Here is a 22,301-nt window from a genome sequence, read left to right as displayed (position 1 = left end):
CATCGCATCACGTCCGCTGCGCGTCCTGACCTGGCACGTGCACGGCAACTACCTGTATTCGCTGACCCGCGTTCCGCACGAATTCCTGATTCCGGTGCGCGAGGGAAACCCGCCGGGCTATGGTGCGCTGGGCAATCGGATTCCCTGGGGTCCCCATGTGCGCGAAGTGGCCGCCGAGACGCTGCGCGAGCGCGATTTCGACTGCGTCGTCTACCAGTCGCGCGCCACTTACGAGGAACGCGAACGGCTCCTGTCACCCAGGCAACTCGCGCTTCCCTGTGCCTATATCGAGCACGACCCGCCGCTTCCGCATCCCACCGATACCGTGCACGGGTTCGAGCACGAGCGCGGGATCCTGGTCCACGTCACACACTACAACCGTGCCGCCTGGAACAACGGCCGCATGCGGACTGCCGTTATCGAGCACGGCGTCCCCGTGCCGCGGCCGGCGTCGGAACAGGCGCGCGTGGCGCGCGGCATCGCCGTGATCAATCATCTGCGCCGGCGCGGCCGGCGCATGGGCGCCGATCTGTTCGAGCAGGCCCGCGAACGGGTGCCGCTGGACCTGATCGGGATGGATTCGGAATCCATGGGCGGCCTGGGCGAGATCCCCAATATGGAAGTCGGCCCATTCGTCTCGCGCTACCGCTTTTTCTATAGCCCCATCCGCTATACCAGCCTGGGGCTCGCATTGATAGAAGCCATGATGGCGGGCCTGCCCGTGGTCGGCTTCGCCGCAACCGAACTTTCCCGCGTCATCGTGAACGGACGCAACGGCTATATCGATACGGATCCGGACCGCCTCGTCGACGCGATGCAAGCGCTGGTGGACGACCCGCGCCAGGCGGCCGCCTGGGGGGCCGAGGCAAGGAAGACGGCGCTGGCGCACTACGGCATGGATCGCTTCGTGGGGGATTGGACTGCCCTGTTCCAGAGGCTTATGGGAGATATGCAATGATCCAGGCTTTTCCTCGTCCCTTGCGCGTGCTCGTTTCGGGCGGCGCCGGTTTTATCGGCTCTCATCTGTGCGCGCGGCTGCTCGACAAAGGCCATACCGTGCTTTGCCTGGACAATTTCCATACCGGCCAGGTGCAGCACGTCGAGCCCCTGAAGAACAATCCGCGCTTCACCCTGGTCACGCACGACGTGGTCGAGCCTTTCGAGGCACAGGTCGATCGCATCTATAACCTGGCCTGCCCCGCATCGCCCATTCATTACCAGACCCAACCCGTGCACACGCTGCGCACCTGTTTCCTGGGCGCGATGAATATGCTGGAGTTGGCGCGCAGGACCGGTGCGCGTATCCTGCAGGCATCCACCAGCGAGGTCTATGGAGACCCGCAGGTCCATCCGCAGCGCGAAACCTATTGGGGCCACGTCAATCCCATCGGGGTGCGCTCCTGCTATGACGAAGGCAAGCGCTGCGCCGAAACGCTGTTCCATGACTACGCGCGCATATATGGCGTGAAGGTAAAGATCGCGCGTATTTTCAATACCTACGGACCCAGCATGGCACCGAACGACGGCCGTATCGTCTCCAACTTCATCCTGCAGGCGCTGCAGGGCGAGGCCATCACCATCTACGGCGACGGCAGCCAGACCCGCGCCTTCTGCTACGTGGACGATATGGTGGATGCCCTGGAACGCCTGATGGAAAGCCCGGAGGACGTGACCGGCCCCATCAACCTGGGCAACCCGCAGGAACTGACCGTACTGGACATCGCCCACCGCATCCAGCGCCTGGCCGGTACCGATGTCCCGCTGGTCTTCCATCCGCTGCCGCCCGACGACCCGACACAGCGCTGCCCGGACATCGGCCTGGCGGCACGCGAGCTGGGCTGGGCGCCGCGCGTAGGGGTGGACGAGGGACTGCGACACACGATCCGCTACTTCAGCCAGTTCGTGAATGCCGATATCGTGCGGGCGCCGGCGCGCGCGGATGTATCCATGTAGGCGCCGCCGCAACATGGAAAGGGCGCGCTGCCCGCGCGTGCCCGCGAGGAGACAGCAGTGCAATCCATCGATGAACCGGGAACAATCGTGGCGATATCGCCGCATCTGGACGACGCCGTGGCCGGCTGCGGCGCCCTGCTGGCCGGCGCCCCGGGCAGCACGGTGATTACCGTGTTCGCCGGCGTGCCCGAGGCCGCAGTACCCGTGACGGAATGGGACCGGCGCTGCGGGTTCGGCGACGGCCAGGCTGCCATGACGTGGCGCCTGGGCGAGGACGACAAGGCGCTGCACCTGCTGAAAGCCCGGCCGGCAAGGCTGCCCTTCCTGGACGACCAGTACGTCCGTGCGATGGGCCGCACGCCGCCCAAGGTGGACAAGGTCGCGCACGCGGTGCAGGGAATCCTCGAGAAAACCGGCGCGCGCACCGTGCTGTTCCCGCTGGGGCTTTTCCACCGCGACCACATGCTGGCCTCGGACGCTGCCCTGGCCTTGTTCGCCGGCAGACAGGACAGGCGCTGGGTGGCCTACGAAGACGCCCTTTATCGCAACAAGCCGGGGCTGCTGCAGGGGCGGCTGGTGCAGTTCTACACACGCGGCGTCTGTCTCACGCCGGTCGCTTTCCGCAATACGAACGCGCATCGCAAGGCCACCGCGATGGCGGCCTACGGCAGCCAGTTGGCCGAACTGGGCATCACCCGGAACGAAGGCGATACGTCCGCGCCGGAGCGCTATTGGCTATTGAGCGAGTCGGTCAAGCAGGCGCCCGAATCGGGCGCCTCGCCATCGTGACCGCCGCCGGATCGCCCGCGGTGTCGGTGGTCGTGCTGACCCACGAGCGCCGCGACGAACTGCTGGACAACCTTGCCCGGCTGCGCCGGCGCCATCCGGATGCTCCGCTGATCGTGGTGGACAACGGGTCGCGCGACGGCACGGCGCAAGCGGTCGCCGCGGCGTTTCCGGATATCACGCTGGTACGCGCGTCCGGCAATCTCGGCGCGGCGGGACGCAACCTGGGCGTTTCGGCGGCCACCACGCCCTATGTCGCGTTCTGCGACGACGATACCTGCTGGGAGAGCGGTGCGTTGGACGAAGCGCGGCGCCTGCTGGATGCCGTGCCGCGGGCCGGCGTCATCAGCGCCTGCGTGCTGGTCGGCCCCGCGGGGGCCATCGACCCGACCTGCGAGACGATGTCGCGCAGCCCCCTGGGACCCGGGCCGGGCGGCACCATGCGGCTGATGGGATTCATGGCGGGCGCCTGTATCGTGCGGCGCATAGCTTACCTGCAGGCTGGCGGCTACGAGCCGCGTTTCTTCATCGGCGGCGAAGAGTCCCTGATGACCCTGGACCTGGCCGCCCTGGGGTGGGACATGCTGTACGCCGCGCATATCCGCACCTGGCACTATCCCTCGCCGCGGCGCGATCGCCCGAGGCGCGTGCATCTGCTCAGCCGCAATGCCATCTGGACCGCCTGGCTGCGCCTGCCCTTGCGCAGCGCCTGGCAGGAAACCCGCACCGTATTGCGCGCCTGCGCGCGGCCCGGCGAGGCCGCCCGGCTCGTCGTGGCGGCGCTGGCCGGATCGGCCTGGGTGTTGCGCCACCGCGCATGCGTCCCGCCGGAGGTGGAACGGCAGCGGCGCCTGGTTGCTGGCGAGGCCATGGCCGCTGCGCGGCGCGTCGCCTCCAATCCCGCCGCGGATGCAGTGCCGCGCTGAACGAGCCTCCCCCCGAAGCACCGGCGCCCCATAGTGGGGAGGCAGTACTCATCCTGGAAGGCAATTTCTTCCAAAGCGACGCGCCGTTGCCTTCCCGGGCATGCCGCCTGCGACCCGCGTCCGTAACCGAAGCTGTCACAGGAGACTCCTATGAATACATCCCCCCAGCAAGAGAGGCGCCCAGGCGAACGCGAGGCTACGGACCACAGCGGCGACGCACAAGATCACGCAGTTTTACGACCTGACACAGGACCGCGCCAGGATGCTCCGGCGCGCTCCCTGCAAAACCGCCCCATCGATCCCAACTCCTCGGCGGAAAAGACTTTTCCGCCCGGCGTGGACGCCAGGGACGTCGCCGACCCCGGCCGCCAGACCCCGGGCGCGCCCCCCGTGGACAACCGTTCCGGCCAAAAACGCTGACCCCCGGGCACGCAGCTTGCGAGAGGTGCCCAGCCGCGTCGTTGCGGTATCCCGTGTACAAGGAGAATCGGTATGAATAAGGCGGAAATCCCCCTCGCGCAGCGCGACGCCCTGACCCTGATGCTGGACGATCATTGCACGGTCAAAAAACTCTTCAAGGATTTCGGGAAGGCCGCTGATCCGGAAATCCGCGAAGCGATCGCGCATGAGGCCTGCATGACGCTGACGGTGCTGGCCCAGATCGAAGAAGAATTGTTTTACCCCTTCCTGCGCGCGCAAAATCCCGCCGCCTTCGGCCGCCTGCTGGACAAGGCCGTCGTCGAGCATGGTGTCGCCCGCAACCTGGTTGCCCAGATCCAGGGCATGACCGGCGACGATCCGCTCTTCCATGCCCGCGTAACGGTGCTCGGCGAATATATCGCCCACCATATCGAAGAAGAGGAAGGCGAGCTCTTCCCCAAACTGGTGGTGCTGAATGTCGACCTGCGCGATATCGCCCACAAGATGCAGCAGCGTAAAGAAGAGATCGCCACCGTGGCGCACCTGGCTTGACACCGGGATACCGGCGGGGATTGGAATGCGATGAAAATCCTGACGAAGGAAACCCCCAGCTCCCGGGCGACGCTCTGGCTGGCGCCCACGATGCAGGGGGGTTTCCGCTGGGAAGTGGAAGTCGTCGACACGGGTAAGACGACGGTGCCCCAGGTGATCCAGTCCCAGTTCGTGTTTCGCACGCCCACCGATGCTGCGCTGGACGGAATCCGCGCGCTGGAAGAATTGGCCGTACCGCCATGACGGGGACGATGCGGCAGCGCCCGGACAGGATGCCGAACCCCACAGGAATGAAGGAAACGCGCCGCTTATGCGGCGCGTATCTTTTATCCTTGCGAATGCCGGGGCCGGGCGAGGTGCTAGGGCTTGGGCGCCCCCTTGTCGCCGGGAAGCAGGCTGGGCGGCGCATGGCGCGACGCTGGCGATACCGTGCCGGGCGCAGTGCCCGCCGACGGGCTTTCTTCCGGGCTGGCCTTGCCGCTGGCCGCCAGCGTCTTGCGCAGCGCGATACCGGCGTCCAGATGGGCTTTCAGGCCCGGCAGGGCCTGCTGCGCAAACGCTTTCACCTCCGGATCCCTGGCCTGCTCGCCCGCCGCCACGAACAGCTTGACCGCCTCATTGTGCGCGACGATCGCGACCTCGTCGGCGTATTGCATATCGAAGCGCGCGCCGGTTTCGCCCCGCAGGGCCTTGAGCGTACGCGCCTGGCTATCGGACAACGCGGACGGCAGGCTGATGCCCTTGGCCGCCGCGAGCGCCTTCAGTTCGGTGGCCATGTTCGTGCGGTCGGCGACCATCCTGGCCGCGTACCGCTTGACCTCGTCGTGCTCGCCGTTCTGCACCGCCCATTGGCTGGCCTCGATTTCGAAAGCAACTGCCTGGGCGGCCTGCGCGAGAAACGCCGCATCGCCGCGATCCAGTTCCGCCGCGCGCGCGCCCGCCATACCCGCCAAAAGGAGCATTGACACCCCTATACGGATCCAATATTTCATTGTCGTCTCCTTGGACGCGAAATCTGCCTTCGGCGGCGCAACCGGTGTGCCCATCCAGGCGATGGCGCCCACGCGACCGTTGAAGCGTTCCCCGGAACGCGCGGGATCCGCCGCCCGCCACGGAATACATAACCATCCTTGAGACGCGGCAGGCGGCCTTGCTGCGCAACACTTTTTGTCCGCCAGGATGGGGACGCTTGAGAGGAGCCAGGAATGCAAGACACCATGCAGATTTTTGTCGGCTGCGATCCCAACAACGGCGATCTCGAGCAGATGATGGTGCTGGACTACAGCCTGCGCAAGCATGCCTCGCTGCCGGTGCACATCCATTGGATGCGCTTGACGCGCGACGCCGATAGCCCGTGGTACAGCGACCCAGTCACGAGACAAGGCTGGCGCACCGACAACTGGTCCACCCCCTTTTCGGCGCTGCGCTGGAGCCTGCCGGCATGCCGCGGTTACCAGGGCCGCGCGCTCTACATGGACGCCGACATGCTGGTACTGGAGGACATCGCCCGCATCTGGACCATGCCGATGCGCGAAGACGCGGTGATGGCGGCACGCCAGGACGGCAACGGCTGGCTGTACTGCGTCACGCTGTGGGACTGCGAACGCGCGCGCCGGCATCTGCCGGACCTGCTTCGGCTGCGTGCCGATCCCAAGGCGCATCGGAAGTTGAAGCAGTATTTCTCGTGCCATGCGCGATTGGTGCAGCCCCTGGACCCGCGCTTCAACTGCATCGACGGCGAAGACCGCGCGGCGGCGGATATCGGCATCCTGCACTATTCGGACATGAGCACCCAGTTCAGCCACCGCCACGCGCTGGCGCGCCGGCGTGCCGAGGGCGGGGAACACTGGTACGACGGCCCGGTGCGCGAGCATCCGCGTGCCGACCTGACCGCGCTATTCGACCGCTATTACCAGGAAGCGCTGGACGCGGGGCTGCGGCCGGAAGACTATCGCGCGGAACCCTTCGGCCCGCTGCCGAAGGCCTCGCAACGGGACTACCCCGGCAACGTCCGGCGCGTCAGGCACCCCTGGGCACAGCGGCTGTTCGCGCATGCTGGCGTGTTCAAGCGATCCTGAGCGCGTCGACTCGCGCATCGCCCTCATCGCGGCCTTCGCGCGCGGCCCGATGCGGGCACCGGGGATCATACGAACAGATTGCGCGCCTGCTTCAGCAGTTCGCTTTTCTGCAGCACGCCGACGATCCGGCGGCCATCCCGGTCGCTCAGCACCGGTGTGCGTTCGGCAGGCGACTCCACCACCGTCTGCCACACGTCCAGCAGGCGCTGGGCGGCATACACCACGGGGAAATCCGGCGTGGCCATGCGCGCCAGCGTCGTCTCTCGGCCCTCGCCCGCATTCACGCGCGCCATCAGGTCGTTCACCCACACGGCGCCGACGAAACGCTGCGCATCGTCCACCAGGAACACGAACCGGTTACGCTGCTTCAGGCCGATCTGCAGCGCTTCCTCCAGCGTGGCGGAGACCGGCGCCAACAGGCCGGGTGCCCGCATCATGGCGCCGGCGGTCGCATCGGCCAGCCGGCTGCGGCGCTCGTCGCGCGCGCGGTGGCGGGCGATGACTTCGTAGGTGCCGGTCAGCCGGAACAGCATGGACACGGCATAGGCCGCGACGGTGGCAATCATCAGCGGAAAGACGAAAGACGGTTCGCGCGTCATTTCGAAAACCATCAGCGTGGACATCAGCGGCGCCTGCGTAGTGGCCGCCAGCGATGCCGCCATGCCCAGCACGCCCAGCAGCACCACGCTGTCCTGCATGCCGAAGACCTGGGCAGCCACCGGCGCGCAGGCGGCACCGGCCAGCGCCCCGATCAGCAGCGAAGGCGTGAACAGGCCGCCGATGGCGCCGGAGCCCACCGTTGCCGCGGTCGCCAGGATTTTCAACCCGAGCAGCAGCAATAGCGACGTGGCCAGCGCCTGGCCTTCCAGCATGCGCGCGATCGGCGCGAACCCGTTGCCCGTGACGTCCGGCGCCGCCAGCGTGATCACGCCGACGATCAGTCCGCCCACGCTCATGCGCAAGACCACGGAAGGCATCGCCTGCGCGAAGAGCTTGCGCACCAGGCGCGTGATCCACAGGAATGCCGATCCCACCGCGCCGGCGGACAGCCCCAGCGCGACGACGGCCAGCACGGCGCTTCCGGTCACGTCGAAGCGATAGGACGGCAGGTCATACAAGGGATTGAACTGCCCCATGACGCTGGTCATCCACGTCGACGCGACCGCCGCGGTGAACAGATAGCCGATGCGCCGCAGCTCGAGCGAGCCGAAGGCGATCTCCGCGACGAAGATGGCCGCGGCAAGCGGCGTGTGATACACCGCGGTCAGGCCCCCGGTGGCGGCCATCGCCACGGCGAGGCGGAAATCCGCGCCGCGCACCCTGGGCAGCAGCCGCATGCAAAAGGCGGAGCCGGCGGTCGCCGACAGTTGCACCATGGCGCCTTCCTTGCCGATGGACCCGCCGGAGACAATCGAAAAGAACGAGGATACGCAGCGCAGCACGGACGGCAGCACGGGGATCTGCGCCATCTTGCCGTCTATGGTTTCAAGGTATTCGGACACCGCGCCCGCGCGCTTCTCGCGGCGCTGCGCCTGCGCCAGGAACAGCGCCGCAATGGCGCCCCCGATCGTGGGAATGGCGACGCGCGCGTACCAGGGCAGCCCGCCGAAGATTTCGGTGATGTCCGCATCCGTGCCGAACAGCCGCGCCGATGCGTGTTCCAGGCACCAGCGGAATACGTGCGCGGCCAGCGCGCCGAGAATGCCCATGGCGATCGCCAGGGCGATGCCGCGCAGATAATCGGCGACGCTGCGCCCTTCCCTGTCTACTTTGTCGAGGAAGTGCGTCGCCATGTCTCTTTCCCTTTTCTCATTTGTCCATCCCGCGGCGTCGCCCGGCGCCGTATTCGATTCACGACCTGTTCCTCAGCACGGCCCGGAACGCCTTCATCATCGGCGACCATACCGCCTGTCGCCGGCTAAGCAGCGAGATATCGCGCTTCAGCGGCAGCGCGGCGTCGACGGGCAGCGCCGCCACGCCGGTCTCGGCGGTGTCTTCCAGCAATGACGCCGGCGCGACCGTCAGCAGGTCGGTCCCGGCCACCAGCTTCAACACGCCGGCCGAAATGAAATCGACCTCCAGCACGGTGCGCGGCAGCGGCTGCTCCGCGCGTGCGAAAGACGCGTCCAGGCGCTGGCGCGCCACCGACGTCCGCTTGGGAAGTATCCAGCGCTGGTCCGCAAGATCCGCCAGCGCGATGGCGCCTCGCCGGAACAAGGGATTGCGGCGGCCGGCGACCAGTCGCAACACGTCGTGGCCCATCGCGTCCTGGCGCAGCACACCGCCGCGCGTCCCGTCCGATGGCGCGACGGCCAGATCCAGATCGCCGCGCTCGACCAGGTCCGGCAGCTCGTCGGACAGCCCCAGGGTCAGGGTCACCCGCAGGCCGGGCCGCTCGGGCAACAAGACCTGGAGCGCCGGCATGACCACGGTGTCCATGGTCGCGGCCGTCGCGCCCAGGCGCAACAGGCCGCTGTCGCCTGCGCGCAGGTCTTCGGCATGGCGGACCGCGTCCTCGTACTGGTTGACGAGCTTGCGCGCGTGCTCCGCGAAGGCCAGGCCGGCCGAGGTGGGACGTATGGCGCGCGCGCCCCTGTCGAACAGGGCCAGGCCGGTTTCGTCTTCCAGGCGCCGGAGCGATTTGGACAGGGCGGGCTGGGTGACCGCGCAGGCCGATGCCGCGCGTCCCAGGTGCCCGTGCGCAACGACGGCCAGGAAGTACGAAAGATCGCGGAGCGAGAAATCCATGAATTCCAGTTATGCAATTCATAACCAACAGGAATCCAAAGTGTAGCGCGAGCGCGGGCCCGGGTCCATTTACCCTAGAATCGGCCCATGACGAACGAGCCCGGCCCTTCCTATATCGTGACGCTGGTCCCGGCGGACTGGCGATTCGGCGCCGGCGCGGACGAGGGCCTGGTGGCGGCTGCCGCGCGTGCGGATATCCGCCTGCCGGCCTCATGCCGCAACGGCACCTGCCGGACTTGCATGTGTTTTCTGATCGAGGGGGAAGTCGCCTATCCCGGCGGTAGACCGGGCCTGACGGCGGAAGAAATGGAAGAGGGCTGGATCCTGCCCTGCGTGGGGCGGGCACGCACCGATCTGCGTATCGAAGTGCCCGATGCCACCGCCCTGGAAAAGACGCCGGCGCGCCCCATCATGACGGGACCACGGCGCTGAGCCCGCGCCGCGCGACCCGGCACGCGCGGACTCGCGGGTCGTTCAGCCGGCGGCGATGCGATAGTGGTTTTCGTGGAATTCCACTTCGGGCTTGTCGCCGGCCGGCCTGTCGTTTTCCTGAACGACCGTCTGCGCCGCGGTCGCGCCACGCGCATCGATCCGCGGCAGAACCCGCTTCGGTTCGGACGCGACACTTTGCGGCAGGGCCTGGTTGGAAACGCCCAGCAAGGTCAATTCGGCTCCGATCAGCCCTTTGAAAAGTTCGTTCATATCGCTACTCCTGAATCCGTTCGTACCGGCACATCGTTGTCCGGTATTGATTGATGGACAGGATAGGGGATGCATGGTTCCCGCGAAAGACAATTAGCGCTATGGCATTGATGCAATCGCGCTATGGATGACACCGCGCCAGGAGGGGCGGACATGTCGCGCGCGAATTTGCTGACGGCTGGCTTAAGGGCTTTACCGCGTTCCGCAATGCCGCGGCAAGCGATAGACTTGGCGGCAGAAACACAACAACACATCGGAGAAGACAAATGGGATCGACGTTCAAGGCGGCCGTCGCCGCATTGGCGCTGTGCGCCGCCACGGTTTGCCACGCGCAGGACAACTGGCCCACCAAACCCATCACCATGATCGTGCCGTTTCCACCCGGCGGCGTCGCCGATACCGTCGCGCGCCCGGTCGCGGATGCGATGAGCCGCATCCTGAAGCAATCGGTCGTGGTGGAAAACCGCGCGGGCGCCGGTGGCGGACTCGGCATGGGCGTGGTGGCGCGGGCCGAGCCCGACGGCTATACCGTGCTGATGGCGCTGTCGTCGATCTCCATCATTCCCGAAGCCGACCGCATCCTGGGCCGTGCGCCCATGTACCAACTGAAGCAGTTCAAGCCCATCGCGCGGTTTACCGCCGACCCCACCGTCCTGGTCGTCAGGGCCGATAGCCCGTGGAAAACCGCGCGGGAGTTCATCGACGATCTGCGCCGGCCCGACGCCACGCCGTTGTCCTATGGATCGTCAGGCAACTACGGCACCATGCACGTCCCCATGGAGATGCTGCGCAGCGCGGCGGGAATCAAGGTGCTGCACGTGCCCTATGGGGGCGCCGGGCCGGCCATCGTGGCGCTGCTGGGCGGACAGGTGCAGGCGTTATCGACCGGCCCCGCATCGGTGCTGCAATACATCCAGGCAGGCAAGGTCAGGGCGCTGGCCACCTGGGGAGACAGCCGGCTGGCTGCGCTGCCCGACGTGCCCACCTTGAAGGAATTGGGCTATGACGTCACGTTTGCGCAATGGTCCGGGCTTTTCGTGCCGGCAGCCACGCCCGAGCCGATCGTGCGCAAGCTGCGCGCGGCGGCCGAAGCGGCCGCGCGGGACCCGAAAGTACGCGACACCATCCAGCAGGCGGGCAGCCCGGTGCTTTACCTGGACGCGCCGCAATTCCAGGAATACTGGGACGCGGATGCCGCGAAGATGACCGAGGCCGTGCGCAAGATCGGCAAGGTGGAATGACGGCGCGCGGCCGCGTGCGCGCGCCGCGTCAACTGACGGAGTAGCCGCGCCCCGTCATGCAGGCGGACATGGCGCGGTTATAGGAATCCACCATCACACCGGTGGTCCATTGGTTCGGATGCGCCGGGTCGTAGCCGCTCTGGTTCATCGCCCAACCCTGGCATTCGCTACGGTCGCGGGTTTGCTGGGCCTGGCTCTGACCGCGCGCGGGATAGGCGATCAGATTCCCGGAGGGCGCTGGGGGCGGCGGCGTGTACACAGGAGGCGCGGCGTAGGCCACCGGCGGAGGCGCGTAGACCGGTGCCGGATACACCGGCGCGCCATACACCACCGGCGGCGCGGCATACACCGGGGCGGTGTAGACCACGGCGGGGCCGGAATTCGCGGCGATGATGGCGCCCGCGGCGCCAAGTGCCAGCGCGCCGCCGACCCACCAGCCGGCGGATGAGCCATGCCACCCTCCGCCATGCCAGCCTCCGCCATGGTAATAACCATGGGCCATGGCCGGCGATGCGACGCCCGCCGCGGTGGCCAGGGCCAAGGCCGCGACCGCGGTTCGTAAGGTCAAGCTTTTCATTTGCTGCTCCAGGCCTCCCGCCGGTACACCGCCGGGAGTAGTCATCCACTCTAACCATTTAGATGACCTTCTGGCGAGCGAATTCCATGCCCGCCCTCACCGCTTCGTTTCAGCCGGTTTCCATGCGCGCCCGCCGCCGGACCTCGCGCGATTCGCACGCATGCGAATGTCGTGGACGCATCAATTTAATCCGGGTAATATTCACCAATCTTAGCCCTCCCCCGCCGCGCGCCCCGCCTGCACTGGCCGGCCCGTCCGCTCCGCCATGACACTGAACGTACAGACTCCCTGCACCGCCTTCGCCGGCCACCGGCGCCTCGCGGCCGGTTCCCTTGCCGATGTCGCGCTGGCCGTGAAGGCGGCGCTGGAAGACGCGCCCTCCGGCCTGCCCGGCAACGTCCTGACTTTCGACGACACCACGGGCCATGTGGTGGATATCGATACGCGCGGCAGCCGCGACGATGTGCTGGCCCGGCTGCCGCGACCCGCACGCGCGCAGGCCCCCAGCGAAGCCGCGACGGCGGAGCCGATGACGGACGCGCCGGCGCAGGAGCCCGTTGCCGGGGCCCTTGCCGCCACCCACGCCACGGCTTCGCGCACCCCGCGCGGTCGCGGCCGGCCGCGCCTGGGCGTGATCGCGCGCGAGGTCACGCTGCTGCCGCGCCACTGGGAATGGCTGAATACGCAACCCGGCGGCGCTTCGGTGGCCTTGCGCAAGCTGGTGGAAGCCGGTATGCGCGACCGCCGAGCGCGGGAACGCACCATGCGGGAAGCGGCATACCGGTTCATGTCCGCCATGGCCGGCGATATGGAAGGCTTCGAGGAGGCGGCGCGCGCGCTGTTCGCCGACGACGCCCGCGCCATGTCGCGGCAGATGGCATCCTGGCCGGCCGACATCCGCGAACACGCGCTGCGTCTGGCATTCGGCCAATAGGCCGGCCCATCCCCCAGGGGATGACCTCTACGAATTCAATGGAGTCTTGATGATTTCTTCCCACGACAACGTCAGCATGGCGCTGTTCTGCGACTTCGAAAACGTCGCGCTAGGCGTGCGCGACGCCAACTACGAAAAATTCGACATCCGCCTCGTGCTGGAACGGCTGCTGCTGAAAGGCAGCATCGTTATCAAGAAGGCCTATTGCGACTGGGATCGCTACAAGGCCTTCAAGGCGCCGATGCACGAAGCGAATTTCGAACTCATCGAAATTCCGCACGTTCGCCAGTCGGGCAAGAATTCAGCCGACATCCGCCTCGTGGTCGACGCCCTGGACCTTTGCTATACCAAATCGCACGTCAATACCTTCGTGATCATCAGCGGGGACTCGGATTTCTCGCCGCTGGTCTCGAAACTGCGCGAAAACGCCAAGCACGTCATCGGTGTCGGCGTGAAGCATTCCACCTCCGATCTGCTGATTGCCAACTGCGACGAGTTCATCTTCTACGACGATCTGGTGCGCGAAAACGCGCGATCGTCGGCGCGCGCCGCCGGCCGTGACGGCGGTGCAGGCGCACGGCGCGGCGGCGATGACCGCAAGCGCAAGGAAGATACCGACGCCCGCAAGAGCCAGGCCATCGATATCGCGGTCGAGACCTTCGACGCCCTGGTGGCCGAGCGCGGCGACAGCGGCAAGATATGGGCCTCGGCGCTGAAGGATGCCATCAAGCGCCGCAAGCCCGACTTCAACGAGTCGTACTACGGCTTCCGCGCGTTCGGCAACCTGCTGGAAGAAGCCCAGGCGCGCGGCCTGCTGGAAGTGGGCCGCGATGAGAAGTCCGGCACCTATGTCTATCGGTCGACCGCGGTCGTGGGGGAACAGGCATCCCCCACGCCACAGGTTCAGGCGGGAACGCGCGATACACGATCGCCGCAGCCACAGGCCCTGGACGCCGGCGGCGCGCCGTCCGCGCCAGCGCCCGGAGAGGCTGGCGCGCAAGGACCGCAGGACAAGCCCAAGCGGGGCGGCCGCCGCCGCTCCCGCTCCGGCGCGACGACGGCTCCGGCCGCGCCGCAGGAGGGCGCGCAGGCCGCCACCCCACAATCCTCCGGCTACGAAGCGCCATACGAAACGGTGCACGGCGCGACGCGGGAAGCGACCCGCCAGGCACCGCACGAAGCCTCGTATGAAGCACCGCAGGAATTGCCCTTCGAGATTCCCTTCGAGGCATCGCGCGATGCGCAAGCGTCGCCGGAATCGCCCTTTACCGCCGAGGCACCCGCCGCGAAGGCAACCAAGGGCGGCAGGACATCGGCCGCATCCAGACGTTCGCGCGCGCGGACCACGGATACCCCGCCTCCCGCCTCGGCCATGGACGCTCCCTTGCCCGCCTTCGCACCCGATACGCCGCAAGCGGCGCCCGCCGTGGCGATCCACGACGACGCGCCCGCCGATGCCCCGGCGTCCAGGCCGCGAACCGCGCGCAAGACGGCCGCACGTCCGAGGCGCGCACGCAAGGCGGCGCCCTCCGGCAGCGAAACCTGAGCTAGACTGCCGCTTGACCCATCCAACCGGATGGGGCCTTCCCAAGACGGCTTCTCCCAGGTGATATCCATGAAGAAACCCGCAAGCACTCCCAAGAACTCCGCCAAGAAAAGCAGTCTCGAAAAGCGTCGCATGGCGCCTTTGGCGACCCCGTCGGACCTCTCCTCCGAAGGGACGCGCGACATCGGCGGCGCGCTGAACCGCCTACTGGCGGACGTCTTCGCGCTCTATCTGAAAACCAAGAATTTCCATTGGCATGTCAGCGGCCCGCACTTCCGCGACTACCATCTGCTGCTGGACGACCAGGCCACGGAAATCTTCGCGATGACGGACATGATCGCCGAACGTATCCGCAAGCTGGGTGGCCCGACGCTGAAGTCCATCGGCCACATCGCCCGCACGCAGCGCCTGCTGGACAACGATGCGGACTACGTGCAGCCCCTGGACATGCTGGCCGAGCTGCAGGACGACAACAAGAGCCTGACGGCGTTCATGCGCGAAGTGCACGATCTGTGCGACGAGCACCGCGACATCGCCACCGCCAGCCTGATCGAAAACTGGATCGACGAGACCGAGCAGCGCACCTGGTTCCTGTTCGAGACCAGCCGCCGCGGCGACTCCACCGGCCACTGAGCCGCCGCCACGCCAGCCGGCCTGCCGGCTGGACGCGCACCCGCACGGCCGCCTCGCGCGGCCGTCGTTTTTCCGGGGTGTCGTCGACGCCTAGCCGCCCTCATCGAGCGCGCGCGCCCGCGCCAGCAGCATGTCGCGATCGCGCGTATTGCGTGTCAGGGCGGCGGCCTCTTCGAACGCCGCGCGCGCCCGTGCCTTATCCCCCAGACGCGCCAACAGGTCGCCGCGCACACTGCGCAGCCAGGGATACTGGCGCAGCGCGGGCTCCTCGCCCAGCGCCTCCACCAGCGGCAAGGCGGCGGCCGGTCCTTGCGCCATGCCTACCGCAACGGTGCGATTCAAGGCGACCACCGGCGATGGCGCGACCCGCATCAGCACGTCGTACAGGGCCACGATGCGCGCCCAATCGGTCTGCGCGGCCGTCGACGCGCGCGCATGGCAGGCCGCCAGGGCCGCCTGCAACGCATAGGGCCCCTGCCCGCCCAGCGCTTCGGCACGCACCAGCGCATCCAGCCCCCGGCGGATCTGTTCATGGTCCCAGCGCCCACGATCCTGGTCTCCCAGCAATACCGGCGCGCCGTGCGCATCCACCCGCGCGGGCAGGCGCGATGCCTGCAATTCCATCAAGGCCACCAGGCCATGCACTTCGCTCTCGTCCGGCGCAAGCCCGGCCAGCACGCCGCCCAGCCGGATGGCCTCGCGGCACAAGGCCGGCCGCATCCAGTCGTCGCCCGCGGTCGCGGCATAGCCTTCGTTGAAGACCAGATAGATCACTTCCAGCACCGCGGCCAGCCGTTGCGCGCGCAGATGCGCCGGCGGCACTTCGAAGGGAACCGCCGCCTTGGACAAGGTGCGCTTGGCGCGCACGATGCGCTGCGCGATGGTGGGTTCGCCCACCAGGAAGGCACGCGCGATTTCATCGGTGGTCAAGCCGCACAGCAGGCGCAAGGTCAGGGCCACGCGGGCGTCCATGGAAAGCACCGGATGGCAGGCGGTAAAGATCAGGCGCAGCAGGTCGTCGCCGATATCGTCCTGGCGCGCCGCGTCCAGCGCGTCGACGAAGTCGGGCTCCACGCCGGTTTCCAGGGCATCCATATCCTGCACCAACTGGTCCTGCTTGCGCGCGCGCAGAGCATCCTGCCGCAGGCGGTCCAGGGCGCGGTGCTTCGCCGTCGTCATCAGCCACGCCCCCGGATTATCCGGCACGCCGGTACGCGGCCAATGTTCGAGCGCCGCGACCAGCGCATCCTGGGCGAAGTCTTCGGCAAGGCCCACATCCCGCACCAGCCGGGCGACACCGGCGATGACTTTCGCGGCTTCCGCGCGCCATACCGCATCGATGGCGGCATGCGTGGATAGCGGGCTCATCGCATACCCGTGCCGCCAGGGGGCAGCGTTGCACGGCCGGAAATCGCATAAGTGCCTCCCATCGCCGCGCGGCCCGGCCGCGTGCCGGTCCGCCCCTGTACGACGGGCATCGGGGCATGCTTTCGACAGGGAGGAGGAAGCTTGCGGGAAAACCCCTGCACAGGGGCGATGTCCGGCACGGCGGGGCCTGTTATTCGTAGCAGGGCGCGACGCGGCGGACTTCGACGGTACTCCAGGCGGCGGCGGGACATTCGGCGGCGATGGCCAGCGCTTCCTCGCGGGTCTGGCAATCCAGCAGGAAAAACCCGCCGACCATTTCCTTGGCCTCGGCGAAGGGGCCGTCGGTCAGGCGCGCGCGTCCTTCGCGCACCTGGATCCGCGTGCCTTCGTCGTCGCCGGCAAGCGAATCGCAGGCAAGCAGCTTGCCGCGCGATTGCAGGTCTTCGGCGAAGCGGCGCATCTGGTCGTAGACCTGGCGGCCTTCGGTCTCGGTACGCTGCGCGCGCTGTCCGCGCGGTTCGACGATAAGCAACATATACGACATGGCAGTCTCCCTGGCCCCGTGCGGTGGCGTGTGGGCATTGTATCCGCCGCCCACGACGGGAGTGCATGATCGATGCGATTACTCGGTCAGGGTGTCCGTCACCGCGCCCAGGGTGCGCGACTGCGCCAGGGATGCGTCCACGACCTCGGCCATGATGCCGGTGACGCGCCGCGACGAGGCGACGATGTCCTCCATTGTGCCGCCCGCCGCCTGCACCAGCGCCGCGCCCTGTTCGATCTGCTGGACCGATGCCTGGATCAGCGCCTTGATTTCCTTGGCCGCGGAGGCGCTGTTCTGCGCGAGATTGCGGACTTCCGCCGCCACGACGGCGAAGCCCTTGCCATGGCTGCCCGCACGAGCAGCTTCCACCGCGGCGTTCAGGGCCAGGATGTTGGTCTGGAACGCCACGCCATCCATCACGCCGATGATGTCGGCGATACGACGCGAACTATCGGTGATGGCGCCCATGGTCCGCACCACGTCGCTTACCGTGCGGCCGCCGGCCTCCGCGATGCCGACGGCCTCCACCGCCAGCGTATTGGCCTGGGAGGCACGCCCGGCGTTTTCGGTCAGGCCCTCCACCGCTTCGCCCAGCTGCCGGGCGGCGAGGAAGCGGCGGGTGATATCGGTGGCGAACTTGACCACCTTGAAGGGCCGGCCCGCGGCGTCCAGGATAGGGTTGTAGCTGGCTTCGATCCACACCTCGCGACCGCCCTTGCCGAGGCGCAGATAGCGGCCGGTGTCGTTCATCCCGGCGCCCAGGCGGCGCCAGAATTCCTGGTAGGCGGGCGACTGCCTTTCCTCGGGCATGACGAACATGCTGTGGTGCCGGCCCACCACTTCGTCCTCGTCGTAGCCCAGCGCATCCAGGAAAAGGCGGTTCGCGCGGATGATGGTGCCGTCCAGCTCGAACTCGATGATGGCCTGCACCTTCGCAATCGCGGCCAGTTGCCCCGCCGCATCGTCGGCGCGGCGCTGTTCGGCGCTGATGTCCGTGGCGATCTTCACCACCTTGACGGGACGGCCATGGCGATCGAGGACCGGTGTATAGCTGGCCTGCAGCCAGATCGCGCTGCCGTCGCGCGCGTAGCGCCGGTAGCGGCCGCTTTGGAATGTCCCGTCGGCGAGCCGCTGCCAGAACGCCGCATAGGCGGGCGCGCCGCTTTCGGCGGGATCGATGAACATGCTGTGATGACGGCCCAGCACTTCTTCGGCTTCATAGCCGAACAGCGACAGGAAATTGTCGTTCGCGCGCAGGATATTGCCTTGCAGATCGAACTCGATCACGGCGTGCGAGCGGTGCAGCGCCGAGAGCTCTCCAGCGTCGGCGACGCCATGCCGCCGCGTACCGGGCAGCGCGCCCGTGATGAAACCGAACATTCTTGTCTCCTTGCTCTTGTCCGCGCGATTTATTACAGCGCGACGACCGCGGCGCTTAAGGCCGATCAGCGGCCCATATGCCGGCTTGTTTGCGGTTTGTTGCATGGCCCCGGCTCCCGACAATAGCGATACCCGCCATCCCCGCGGGCGTTTTCGCACGGTGAGTCATGACCACGATGCTCAGCCATATCCCCGCCGGCGATCCCTACCGCCGGATCTCCAAGGGCTTTCTCCGCCTGCTTGCCGGCCTGGGCGGCTGCGTGCTGGCCGGCGCGGTGCTGGGCTGGCCGGCCGATTCCCGCGCCGCTACGCCGGCATCGGCCGGCCTGGCCGCCATGCGGCAGAAACTGGTGCCGGCCAATGTGCAGCAATGCCGCTCGCTGCTGCAGCGCAAACCCCAGCTGGATCCTTATGCGCCCCGGGCGTCGGGCGACTGGGAAAGCTATTGTTCCTGCGTCGGCCAGACTTATGCGGCCACCATGCCGGACAACGTGGTGCTGGCCTTCGCTTCCGGCACCCTGCCGCGGGCCAGCGACCAGCAGGCGGCGCGGCTGCGGGCCGCCGCCGTCAGCCTGGACGCCGCGCGGGCGCGCTGCGCCGGCGCGCGGTAGCACGGTAGCGCGGGGGGGCGGGCGGCGCCTGCGTCAATGCGGATACGCCGCCCCGCCGTGCGGGACTGCGGCAGGGCGCGCTCCGCCGGAGCGGGTACGCGTCCGTCGCGCCCCACCCATCGCCCCGACAGATGGATTCCATCGAAACATATAGGCTTCTCTATAGAGACCGGGCCTTTTAACCTTGGCGTAACGGTGGACCTTCCCGGCCGCCGCATCATCGATCAACGGCAAGGATAAGCGATGGCCAAGGTTCTCGTTCTCTACTATTCCTCTTACGGACATACCGAGCAGATGGCGTATGCCATCGCGGAAGGCGCACGCGGCGAAGGCGCCCAGGTCGACGTCAAGCGCGTGCCCGAAACGGTCCCGGAAAGCATCGCCAAGGCGGCGCATTTCAAGCTGGACCAGCAAGCTCCCGTGGCCGCCGTGGAGGAACTGGAAGGCTACGACGCGATCGTGATAGGCACGGGTACGCGCTACGGCCGGATGTCGTCGCAGATGGCGTCCTTCCTGGACCAGACCGGCGGCCTGTGGGCGCGTGGGGCGCTGAACGGCAAGGTGGGCGCCGCCTTCGCTTCGACCGCGACGCAGCACGGCGGCCAGGAAACGACGTTGTTCTCCATCATCACCAACCTGCTGCACTTCGGCATGGTCATCGTGGGCCTGCCCTATAGCTACCAGGGCCAGATGAATGCCGAGCAGATCGTCGGCGGCGCTCCGTACGGGGCGACGACGATCGCCGGCGGCGACGGTTCCCGCCAGCCGGGCCCCATCGACCTGGAAGGCGCCCGCCACCAGGGCGCCCTGGTGGCGCGCACCGCCGCCCGGTTGTTTGCCTGACCCACGGGAACGACTGCGCGAAAACCCGGGCCTCGCGAAGGTCGGTTTTCGTGCCGATAGCGCTAGGGCCTGTTAACAGGCCCTAGGATGCCGCCCGGCGTTCCAGCAGCTTGACCAGGGCATGCAGCGTGCGGTTGACCGGTGTGGCGATCGCCCGCTCGCGCCCTTTGCGTTCGATGTAGCCGTTCAGATAGTCGATTTCCGTCGGCTTGCCGCGCGCCATGTCCTGCGCGGTCGACGAGAACTGGGTCGGCATGGTTTCGACGATCTTCAACACGGCGGCCCAGCTGTCGCCCGGAACCTCGACACCTTCGGCCTGGGCCACGGCCAGGCATTCGTGCACGACGTCGCGCATGACTTGCTGCACGCCCTCGCCCTGGTACAGGTCCCCGTAGGGCATGCGGGCAATGGCCGACAGGGCGTTGTAGGCGCAATTGACGATCAGCTTGGCCCAGAGCGCGCCGATGACGTTATCCGAGATATCGACCGGCACACCGGCGGCCGCGCATTCGTCGGCGAAGCGCCGGCTGGCACCGGAGCTGCCGATGACCAGCTCGCCGCGTCCATGGTGCCTGACGTGCCCGGGGCCGGCCATCTCGGTGGCGACGTACACGACGGCGGGGACCACTGTCTGCGGCAGGATGGCCTGCAGACGCTGCGCGTTGTCCACCCCGTTCTGCAGGCTCAGCACCAGCGCGTCGCGGCCGAGATAAGGCGCCAGCGCCCGCCCGGCGGTTTCGGTGTCGGCGGACTTGACGCAGAAAAGGACCACATCGGCACCGCCAGCGGCCTCGGGCGCGGTATCGGCCTTCATGGGCACATGGGCCTGGAAGGCCCGGGTATCCAGGAACAGGCCCTTGGCGCGGACGGCCTCGACATGGACAGGACGGCCGATCAGTGTCACCTCGTGGCCGGCGCGGGCCAGCATGGCCCCGAAGTAGCAACCGACCGCGCCGGCGCCCATGACCGCGACTTTCATGCGTTATCTCCTTTGATGCCGCCGCGCCGTTGGCGTACTGCCTGAAGCGGCGCGGGACCGGCGCTTGCCCATGGCGATGGGGCATTGCCCATCCTGAGAGATACTAACCGCATTGCCGCCCGACCCAAACACCCCTTCCCGCCCCGGAGACCCGTCGTTGCCTGCCGATTCCCGCCGGACATCCCTGCGCCGCATGAAAACCCTGGCCCTCGCATCGCTGGCCGCGACACTGGCCGGCGTGGCCGTCAGCTACGCGATGGGGGCCCAAGGCACGTGGGCATGGGTGCGCGCCTTCTGCGAAGCGGCGACGATAGGCGCGCTGGCGGACTGGTTCGCGGTGGTGGCGCTGTTTCGCCGGCCGCTGGGCCTGCCGATTCCGCACACCGCCATCATTCCTTCCAACAAGGCCCGCATCGCGGACAACCTGGCGGTATTCGTGCGCGATCACTTCCTGGACCCGGTTTCGCTGCTGGAACGCCTGCGCGTGTTCGATCCGGCCGCGCGCCTGGGCCAGTGGCTGAGCGATCCCCGCCAGGCCCAGGTAGTGGCGGGCACGGCCCGCGCGTGGGCCCTGCGCGCGATGGACCTGATGGACGAACAGGCGGTGCGCGAAGGCATACACGGCTTCGTCGTGCGGCGGCTGCGCGAATGGAATGCGGCACAGACCGCGGGCGAGCTCTTCGACCTGCTGGCGCGCGACGGACGCCATCATGCCTTGCTGGATGAAGCGCTGAAGCGCCTGGCCACCTACCTGCAGGGCGAACAGATGAAGGAGCGCGCGGCGGCCGTGATGGTGAAATACGCGCGCAAGGAATGGCCGCGCATGGCCAAGGCGCTGAACCTGGTCAAACCGGTGGACGACATCGCCGACACGTTGGCCGACCGCCTGGCGCGGGCGCTGCTGGACGAGTTGCACGATGTACTGGCGCAGCCCGATCACCCGCTGCGGCGCGACTACGAGATTTGGCTGGGCGGCTATATGGCGCGGTTGCGCGACGATCCGGACCTGCAACGCCAGGTGGCGCAGGTCAAGGAAAACGTCATCGCGCACGAGCAAGTGCGCGAGTACGTACAGGGCATCTGGGACGAGGTGCGCGATGCCCTGCGGCGCGACCTGGCCAGCAGCGATTCGGCCCTGGGCAGGCATCTGTCGAGCACACTCACGGCCCTGGGCCGCAATTTGGGCTCGGACCCGGCGCTGCGCGATGCGATCAACCAGCATGTGCTGGCCGGCGCGGAACGCCTGGCTGCCGGTTTGCGCCAGGGCATCACGGACCACATCTCGCAGACCGTCCGCAACTGGGACGAACGCCAATTCGTCGACGAACTGGAGCTCAGCATAGGCCGCGACCTGCAGTACATCCGCTTCAATGGCATGGTGGTGGGCGGGTTGATCGGGCTGGCCCTGCATGCCTGCGTCTGGCTGGCGCAATCCCGATGAAGCGAAAAACGGCTGGAAAGACGGGGCGTCCCGGCGTTA

At 67.6% G+C, this 22,301-nt stretch carries 24 protein-coding genes; 15 read left to right on the top strand and 9 right to left on the bottom strand.

What is annotated here, in order from left to right; genetic code table 11:
- Position 1: 1 nt before the first annotated feature.
- The 6 genes from ACO1P8_RS03685 (at position 2) to ACO1P8_RS03660 (ending at position 4,880) form a co-directional block, all read left to right on the top strand.
- Positions 2-958, top strand: a complete 957-nt coding sequence (locus ACO1P8_RS03685) for a glycosyltransferase family 4 protein (protein ID WP_486294656.1) — start codon at positions 2-4, stop codon at positions 956-958.
- Complete coding sequence (locus ACO1P8_RS03680) at positions 955-1,953, top strand: UDP-glucuronic acid decarboxylase family protein (protein WP_486294565.1); 999 nt, start codon at positions 955-957, stop codon at positions 1,951-1,953. The genes ACO1P8_RS03685 and ACO1P8_RS03680 overlap by 4 nt, the downstream gene beginning before the upstream one ends.
- 57 nt (positions 1,954-2,010) lie before the next feature.
- Positions 2,011-2,742 (top strand): PIG-L deacetylase family protein, encoded by a 732-nt coding sequence (locus tag ACO1P8_RS03675; RefSeq protein WP_486294564.1) that lies wholly within the window; start codon positions 2,011-2,013, stop codon positions 2,740-2,742.
- Positions 2,739-3,665: a glycosyltransferase family 2 protein gene (locus tag ACO1P8_RS03670; protein ID WP_486294563.1), complete on the top strand. Its 927-nt coding sequence runs from the start codon at positions 2,739-2,741 to the stop codon at positions 3,663-3,665. Before ACO1P8_RS03675 ends, ACO1P8_RS03670 begins: the two co-directional genes overlap by 4 nt.
- 492 nt (positions 3,666-4,157) lie before the next feature.
- Positions 4,158-4,637, top strand: coding sequence for a hemerythrin domain-containing protein (locus ACO1P8_RS03665; protein WP_486294562.1), 480 nt, complete (start codon positions 4,158-4,160; stop codon positions 4,635-4,637).
- A 30-nt stretch (positions 4,638-4,667) separates the two neighbouring features.
- On the top strand, positions 4,668-4,880 hold the full coding sequence (locus tag ACO1P8_RS03660; RefSeq protein WP_094843670.1) for a hypothetical protein: 213 nt from the start codon (positions 4,668-4,670) through the stop codon (positions 4,878-4,880).
- A 116-nt stretch (positions 4,881-4,996) separates the two neighbouring features.
- Here the strand turns inward: ACO1P8_RS03660 and ACO1P8_RS03655 are convergent, their stop codons facing one another.
- Positions 4,997-5,599, bottom strand: coding sequence for a DUF4142 domain-containing protein (locus ACO1P8_RS03655; protein ID WP_486294561.1), 603 nt, complete (start codon positions 5,597-5,599; stop codon positions 4,997-4,999).
- 243 nt (positions 5,600-5,842) lie between these two features.
- On the opposite strand from ACO1P8_RS03655, the gene ACO1P8_RS03650 reads away from it, so the two are divergent.
- The gene (locus ACO1P8_RS03650) at positions 5,843-6,715 is read left to right on the top strand and encodes a glycosyltransferase family protein (protein ID WP_486294560.1); all 873 of its coding nucleotides are present in this window, start codon (positions 5,843-5,845) and stop codon (positions 6,713-6,715) included.
- A 65-nt stretch (positions 6,716-6,780) separates the two neighbouring features.
- Here the strand turns inward: ACO1P8_RS03650 and ACO1P8_RS03645 are convergent, their stop codons facing one another.
- Both ACO1P8_RS03645 and ACO1P8_RS03640 read right to left on the bottom strand, forming a co-directional pair.
- On the bottom strand, positions 6,781-8,508 hold the full coding sequence (locus ACO1P8_RS03645) for a chloride channel protein (protein ID WP_486294559.1): 1,728 nt from the start codon (positions 8,506-8,508) through the stop codon (positions 6,781-6,783).
- A gap of 58 nt (positions 8,509-8,566) precedes the next feature.
- Entirely contained in the window at positions 8,567-9,463 is an 897-nt protein-coding gene (locus tag ACO1P8_RS03640; RefSeq protein ID WP_094843673.1) for a LysR family transcriptional regulator, read from the bottom strand.
- An 87-nt stretch (positions 9,464-9,550) separates the two neighbouring features.
- Here ACO1P8_RS03640 and ACO1P8_RS03635 point away from each other — a divergent pair, with 87 nt between their 5' ends.
- Positions 9,551-9,895: a 2Fe-2S iron-sulfur cluster-binding protein gene (locus tag ACO1P8_RS03635; protein WP_486294558.1), complete on the top strand. Its 345-nt coding sequence runs from the start codon at positions 9,551-9,553 to the stop codon at positions 9,893-9,895.
- A 42-nt stretch (positions 9,896-9,937) separates the two neighbouring features.
- Here ACO1P8_RS03635 and ACO1P8_RS03630 read toward each other — a convergent pair whose 3' ends face one another.
- Positions 9,938-10,165, bottom strand: coding sequence for a hypothetical protein (locus ACO1P8_RS03630; RefSeq protein WP_486294557.1), 228 nt, complete (start codon positions 10,163-10,165; stop codon positions 9,938-9,940).
- 266 nt (positions 10,166-10,431) lie between these two features.
- Here ACO1P8_RS03630 and ACO1P8_RS03625 point away from each other — a divergent pair, with 266 nt between their 5' ends.
- Positions 10,432-11,406, top strand: coding sequence for a tripartite tricarboxylate transporter substrate binding protein (locus ACO1P8_RS03625; RefSeq protein WP_486294556.1), 975 nt, complete (start codon positions 10,432-10,434; stop codon positions 11,404-11,406).
- A gap of 28 nt (positions 11,407-11,434) precedes the next feature.
- Here ACO1P8_RS03625 and ACO1P8_RS03620 read toward each other — a convergent pair whose 3' ends face one another.
- Positions 11,435-11,983 carry a hypothetical protein gene (locus ACO1P8_RS03620; protein ID WP_486294555.1) on the bottom strand — a complete coding sequence of 183 codons (549 nt, stop codon included), beginning with the start codon at positions 11,981-11,983 and terminating at the stop codon, positions 11,435-11,437.
- Positions 11,984-12,248: 265 nt separating this feature from the next.
- Between ACO1P8_RS03620 and ACO1P8_RS03615 the strand changes: the two genes are divergently transcribed.
- The 3 genes from ACO1P8_RS03615 (at position 12,249) to ACO1P8_RS03605 (ending at position 15,096) form a co-directional block, all read left to right on the top strand.
- Positions 12,249-12,917, top strand: a complete 669-nt coding sequence (locus tag ACO1P8_RS03615) for a DUF2239 family protein (RefSeq protein ID WP_486294554.1) — start codon at positions 12,249-12,251, stop codon at positions 12,915-12,917.
- Between the two features lie 49 nt (positions 12,918-12,966).
- The gene (locus ACO1P8_RS03610; RefSeq protein WP_486294553.1) at positions 12,967-14,463 is read left to right on the top strand and encodes an NYN domain-containing protein; all 1,497 of its coding nucleotides are present in this window, start codon (positions 12,967-12,969) and stop codon (positions 14,461-14,463) included.
- A gap of 69 nt (positions 14,464-14,532) precedes the next feature.
- Positions 14,533-15,096 carry a Dps family protein gene (locus ACO1P8_RS03605; protein WP_094844813.1) on the top strand — a complete coding sequence of 188 codons (564 nt, stop codon included), beginning with the start codon at positions 14,533-14,535 and terminating at the stop codon, positions 15,094-15,096.
- A 90-nt stretch (positions 15,097-15,186) separates the two neighbouring features.
- Here the strand turns inward: ACO1P8_RS03605 and ACO1P8_RS03600 are convergent, their stop codons facing one another.
- The 3 genes from ACO1P8_RS03600 to ACO1P8_RS03590 all read right to left on the bottom strand — a co-directional run bounded on the left by ACO1P8_RS03600 (position 15,187) and on the right by ACO1P8_RS03590 (position 18,388).
- Positions 15,187-16,464, bottom strand: a complete 1,278-nt coding sequence (locus ACO1P8_RS03600) for an RNA polymerase sigma factor (RefSeq protein ID WP_486294552.1) — start codon at positions 16,462-16,464, stop codon at positions 15,187-15,189.
- 190 nt (positions 16,465-16,654) lie between these two features.
- Complete coding sequence (locus tag ACO1P8_RS03595) at positions 16,655-17,008, bottom strand: YciI family protein (protein WP_486294551.1); 354 nt, start codon at positions 17,006-17,008, stop codon at positions 16,655-16,657.
- Positions 17,009-17,086: 78 nt separating this feature from the next.
- A complete protein-coding gene (locus ACO1P8_RS03590; RefSeq protein ID WP_486294550.1) occupies positions 17,087-18,388 on the bottom strand; it encodes a PAS domain-containing protein in 1,302 nt (433 codons plus the stop codon).
- A gap of 167 nt (positions 18,389-18,555) precedes the next feature.
- On the opposite strand from ACO1P8_RS03590, the gene ACO1P8_RS03585 reads away from it, so the two are divergent.
- Positions 18,556-18,999 (top strand): hypothetical protein, encoded by a 444-nt coding sequence (locus ACO1P8_RS03585; RefSeq protein ID WP_486294549.1) that lies wholly within the window; start codon positions 18,556-18,558, stop codon positions 18,997-18,999.
- A gap of 243 nt (positions 19,000-19,242) precedes the next feature.
- Positions 19,243-19,842, top strand: a complete 600-nt coding sequence (wrbA, locus tag ACO1P8_RS03580) for an NAD(P)H:quinone oxidoreductase (protein ID WP_486294548.1) — start codon at positions 19,243-19,245, stop codon at positions 19,840-19,842.
- 82 nt (positions 19,843-19,924) lie between these two features.
- Here the strand turns inward: wrbA and ACO1P8_RS03575 are convergent, their stop codons facing one another.
- Entirely contained in the window at positions 19,925-20,821 is an 897-nt protein-coding gene (locus ACO1P8_RS03575) for a ketopantoate reductase family protein (RefSeq protein WP_486294547.1), read from the bottom strand.
- 193 nt (positions 20,822-21,014) lie between these two features.
- Between ACO1P8_RS03575 and ACO1P8_RS03570 the strand changes: the two genes are divergently transcribed.
- On the top strand, positions 21,015-22,262 hold the full coding sequence (locus ACO1P8_RS03570; protein WP_486294655.1) for a DUF445 domain-containing protein: 1,248 nt from the start codon (positions 21,015-21,017) through the stop codon (positions 22,260-22,262).
- Positions 22,263-22,301 lie beyond the last annotated feature (39 nt).

The sequence above is a fragment of the Bordetella sp. genome (genome assembly GCF_057362025.1).
Note: the sequence above shows the minus strand (reverse complement) of the source record. Positions and strands in the feature narration are given on the sequence as shown.

What these genes read in the sequence shown, in the direction of transcription:
- ACO1P8_RS03680 (WP_486294565.1), top strand. Translation starts at nt 955, where the DNA reads ATGATCCAGGCTTTTCCTCGTCCCTTGCGCGTGCTCGTTTCGGGCGGC.
- ACO1P8_RS03665 (WP_486294562.1), top strand. Translation starts at nt 4,158, where the DNA reads ATGAATAAGGCGGAAATCCCCCTCGCGCAGCGCGACGCCCTGACCCTG.
- ACO1P8_RS03660 (WP_094843670.1), top strand. Translation starts at nt 4,668, where the DNA reads ATGAAAATCCTGACGAAGGAAACCCCCAGCTCCCGGGCGACGCTCTGG.
- ACO1P8_RS03655 (WP_486294561.1), bottom strand. Translation starts at nt 5,599, where the DNA reads ATGCTCCTTTTGGCGGGTATGGCGGGCGCGCGCGCGGCGGAACTGGAT.
- ACO1P8_RS03650 (WP_486294560.1), top strand. Translation starts at nt 5,843, where the DNA reads ATGCAAGACACCATGCAGATTTTTGTCGGCTGCGATCCCAACAACGGC.
- ACO1P8_RS03645 (WP_486294559.1), bottom strand. Translation starts at nt 8,508, where the DNA reads ATGGCGACGCACTTCCTCGACAAAGTAGACAGGGAAGGGCGCAGCGTC.
- ACO1P8_RS03640 (WP_094843673.1), bottom strand. Translation starts at nt 9,463, where the DNA reads ATGGATTTCTCGCTCCGCGATCTTTCGTACTTCCTGGCCGTCGTTGCG.
- ACO1P8_RS03635 (WP_486294558.1), top strand. Translation starts at nt 9,551, where the DNA reads ATGACGAACGAGCCCGGCCCTTCCTATATCGTGACGCTGGTCCCGGCG.
- ACO1P8_RS03630 (WP_486294557.1), bottom strand. Translation starts at nt 10,165, where the DNA reads ATGAACGAACTTTTCAAAGGGCTGATCGGAGCCGAATTGACCTTGCTG.
- ACO1P8_RS03625 (WP_486294556.1), top strand. Translation starts at nt 10,432, where the DNA reads ATGGGATCGACGTTCAAGGCGGCCGTCGCCGCATTGGCGCTGTGCGCC.
- ACO1P8_RS03620 (WP_486294555.1), bottom strand. Translation starts at nt 11,983, where the DNA reads ATGAAAAGCTTGACCTTACGAACCGCGGTCGCGGCCTTGGCCCTGGCC.
- ACO1P8_RS03615 (WP_486294554.1), top strand. Translation starts at nt 12,249, where the DNA reads ATGACACTGAACGTACAGACTCCCTGCACCGCCTTCGCCGGCCACCGG.
- ACO1P8_RS03610 (WP_486294553.1), top strand. Translation starts at nt 12,967, where the DNA reads ATGATTTCTTCCCACGACAACGTCAGCATGGCGCTGTTCTGCGACTTC.
- ACO1P8_RS03605 (WP_094844813.1), top strand. Translation starts at nt 14,533, where the DNA reads ATGAAGAAACCCGCAAGCACTCCCAAGAACTCCGCCAAGAAAAGCAGT.
- ACO1P8_RS03600 (WP_486294552.1), bottom strand. Translation starts at nt 16,464, where the DNA reads ATGAGCCCGCTATCCACGCATGCCGCCATCGATGCGGTATGGCGCGCG.
- ACO1P8_RS03595 (WP_486294551.1), bottom strand. Translation starts at nt 17,008, where the DNA reads ATGTCGTATATGTTGCTTATCGTCGAACCGCGCGGACAGCGCGCGCAG.
- ACO1P8_RS03590 (WP_486294550.1), bottom strand. Translation starts at nt 18,388, where the DNA reads ATGTTCGGTTTCATCACGGGCGCGCTGCCCGGTACGCGGCGGCATGGC.
- ACO1P8_RS03585 (WP_486294549.1), top strand. Translation starts at nt 18,556, where the DNA reads ATGACCACGATGCTCAGCCATATCCCCGCCGGCGATCCCTACCGCCGG.
- wrbA (WP_486294548.1), top strand. Translation starts at nt 19,243, where the DNA reads ATGGCCAAGGTTCTCGTTCTCTACTATTCCTCTTACGGACATACCGAG.
- ACO1P8_RS03575 (WP_486294547.1), bottom strand. Translation starts at nt 20,821, where the DNA reads ATGAAAGTCGCGGTCATGGGCGCCGGCGCGGTCGGTTGCTACTTCGGG.
- ACO1P8_RS03570 (WP_486294655.1), top strand. Translation starts at nt 21,015, where the DNA reads ATGAAAACCCTGGCCCTCGCATCGCTGGCCGCGACACTGGCCGGCGTG.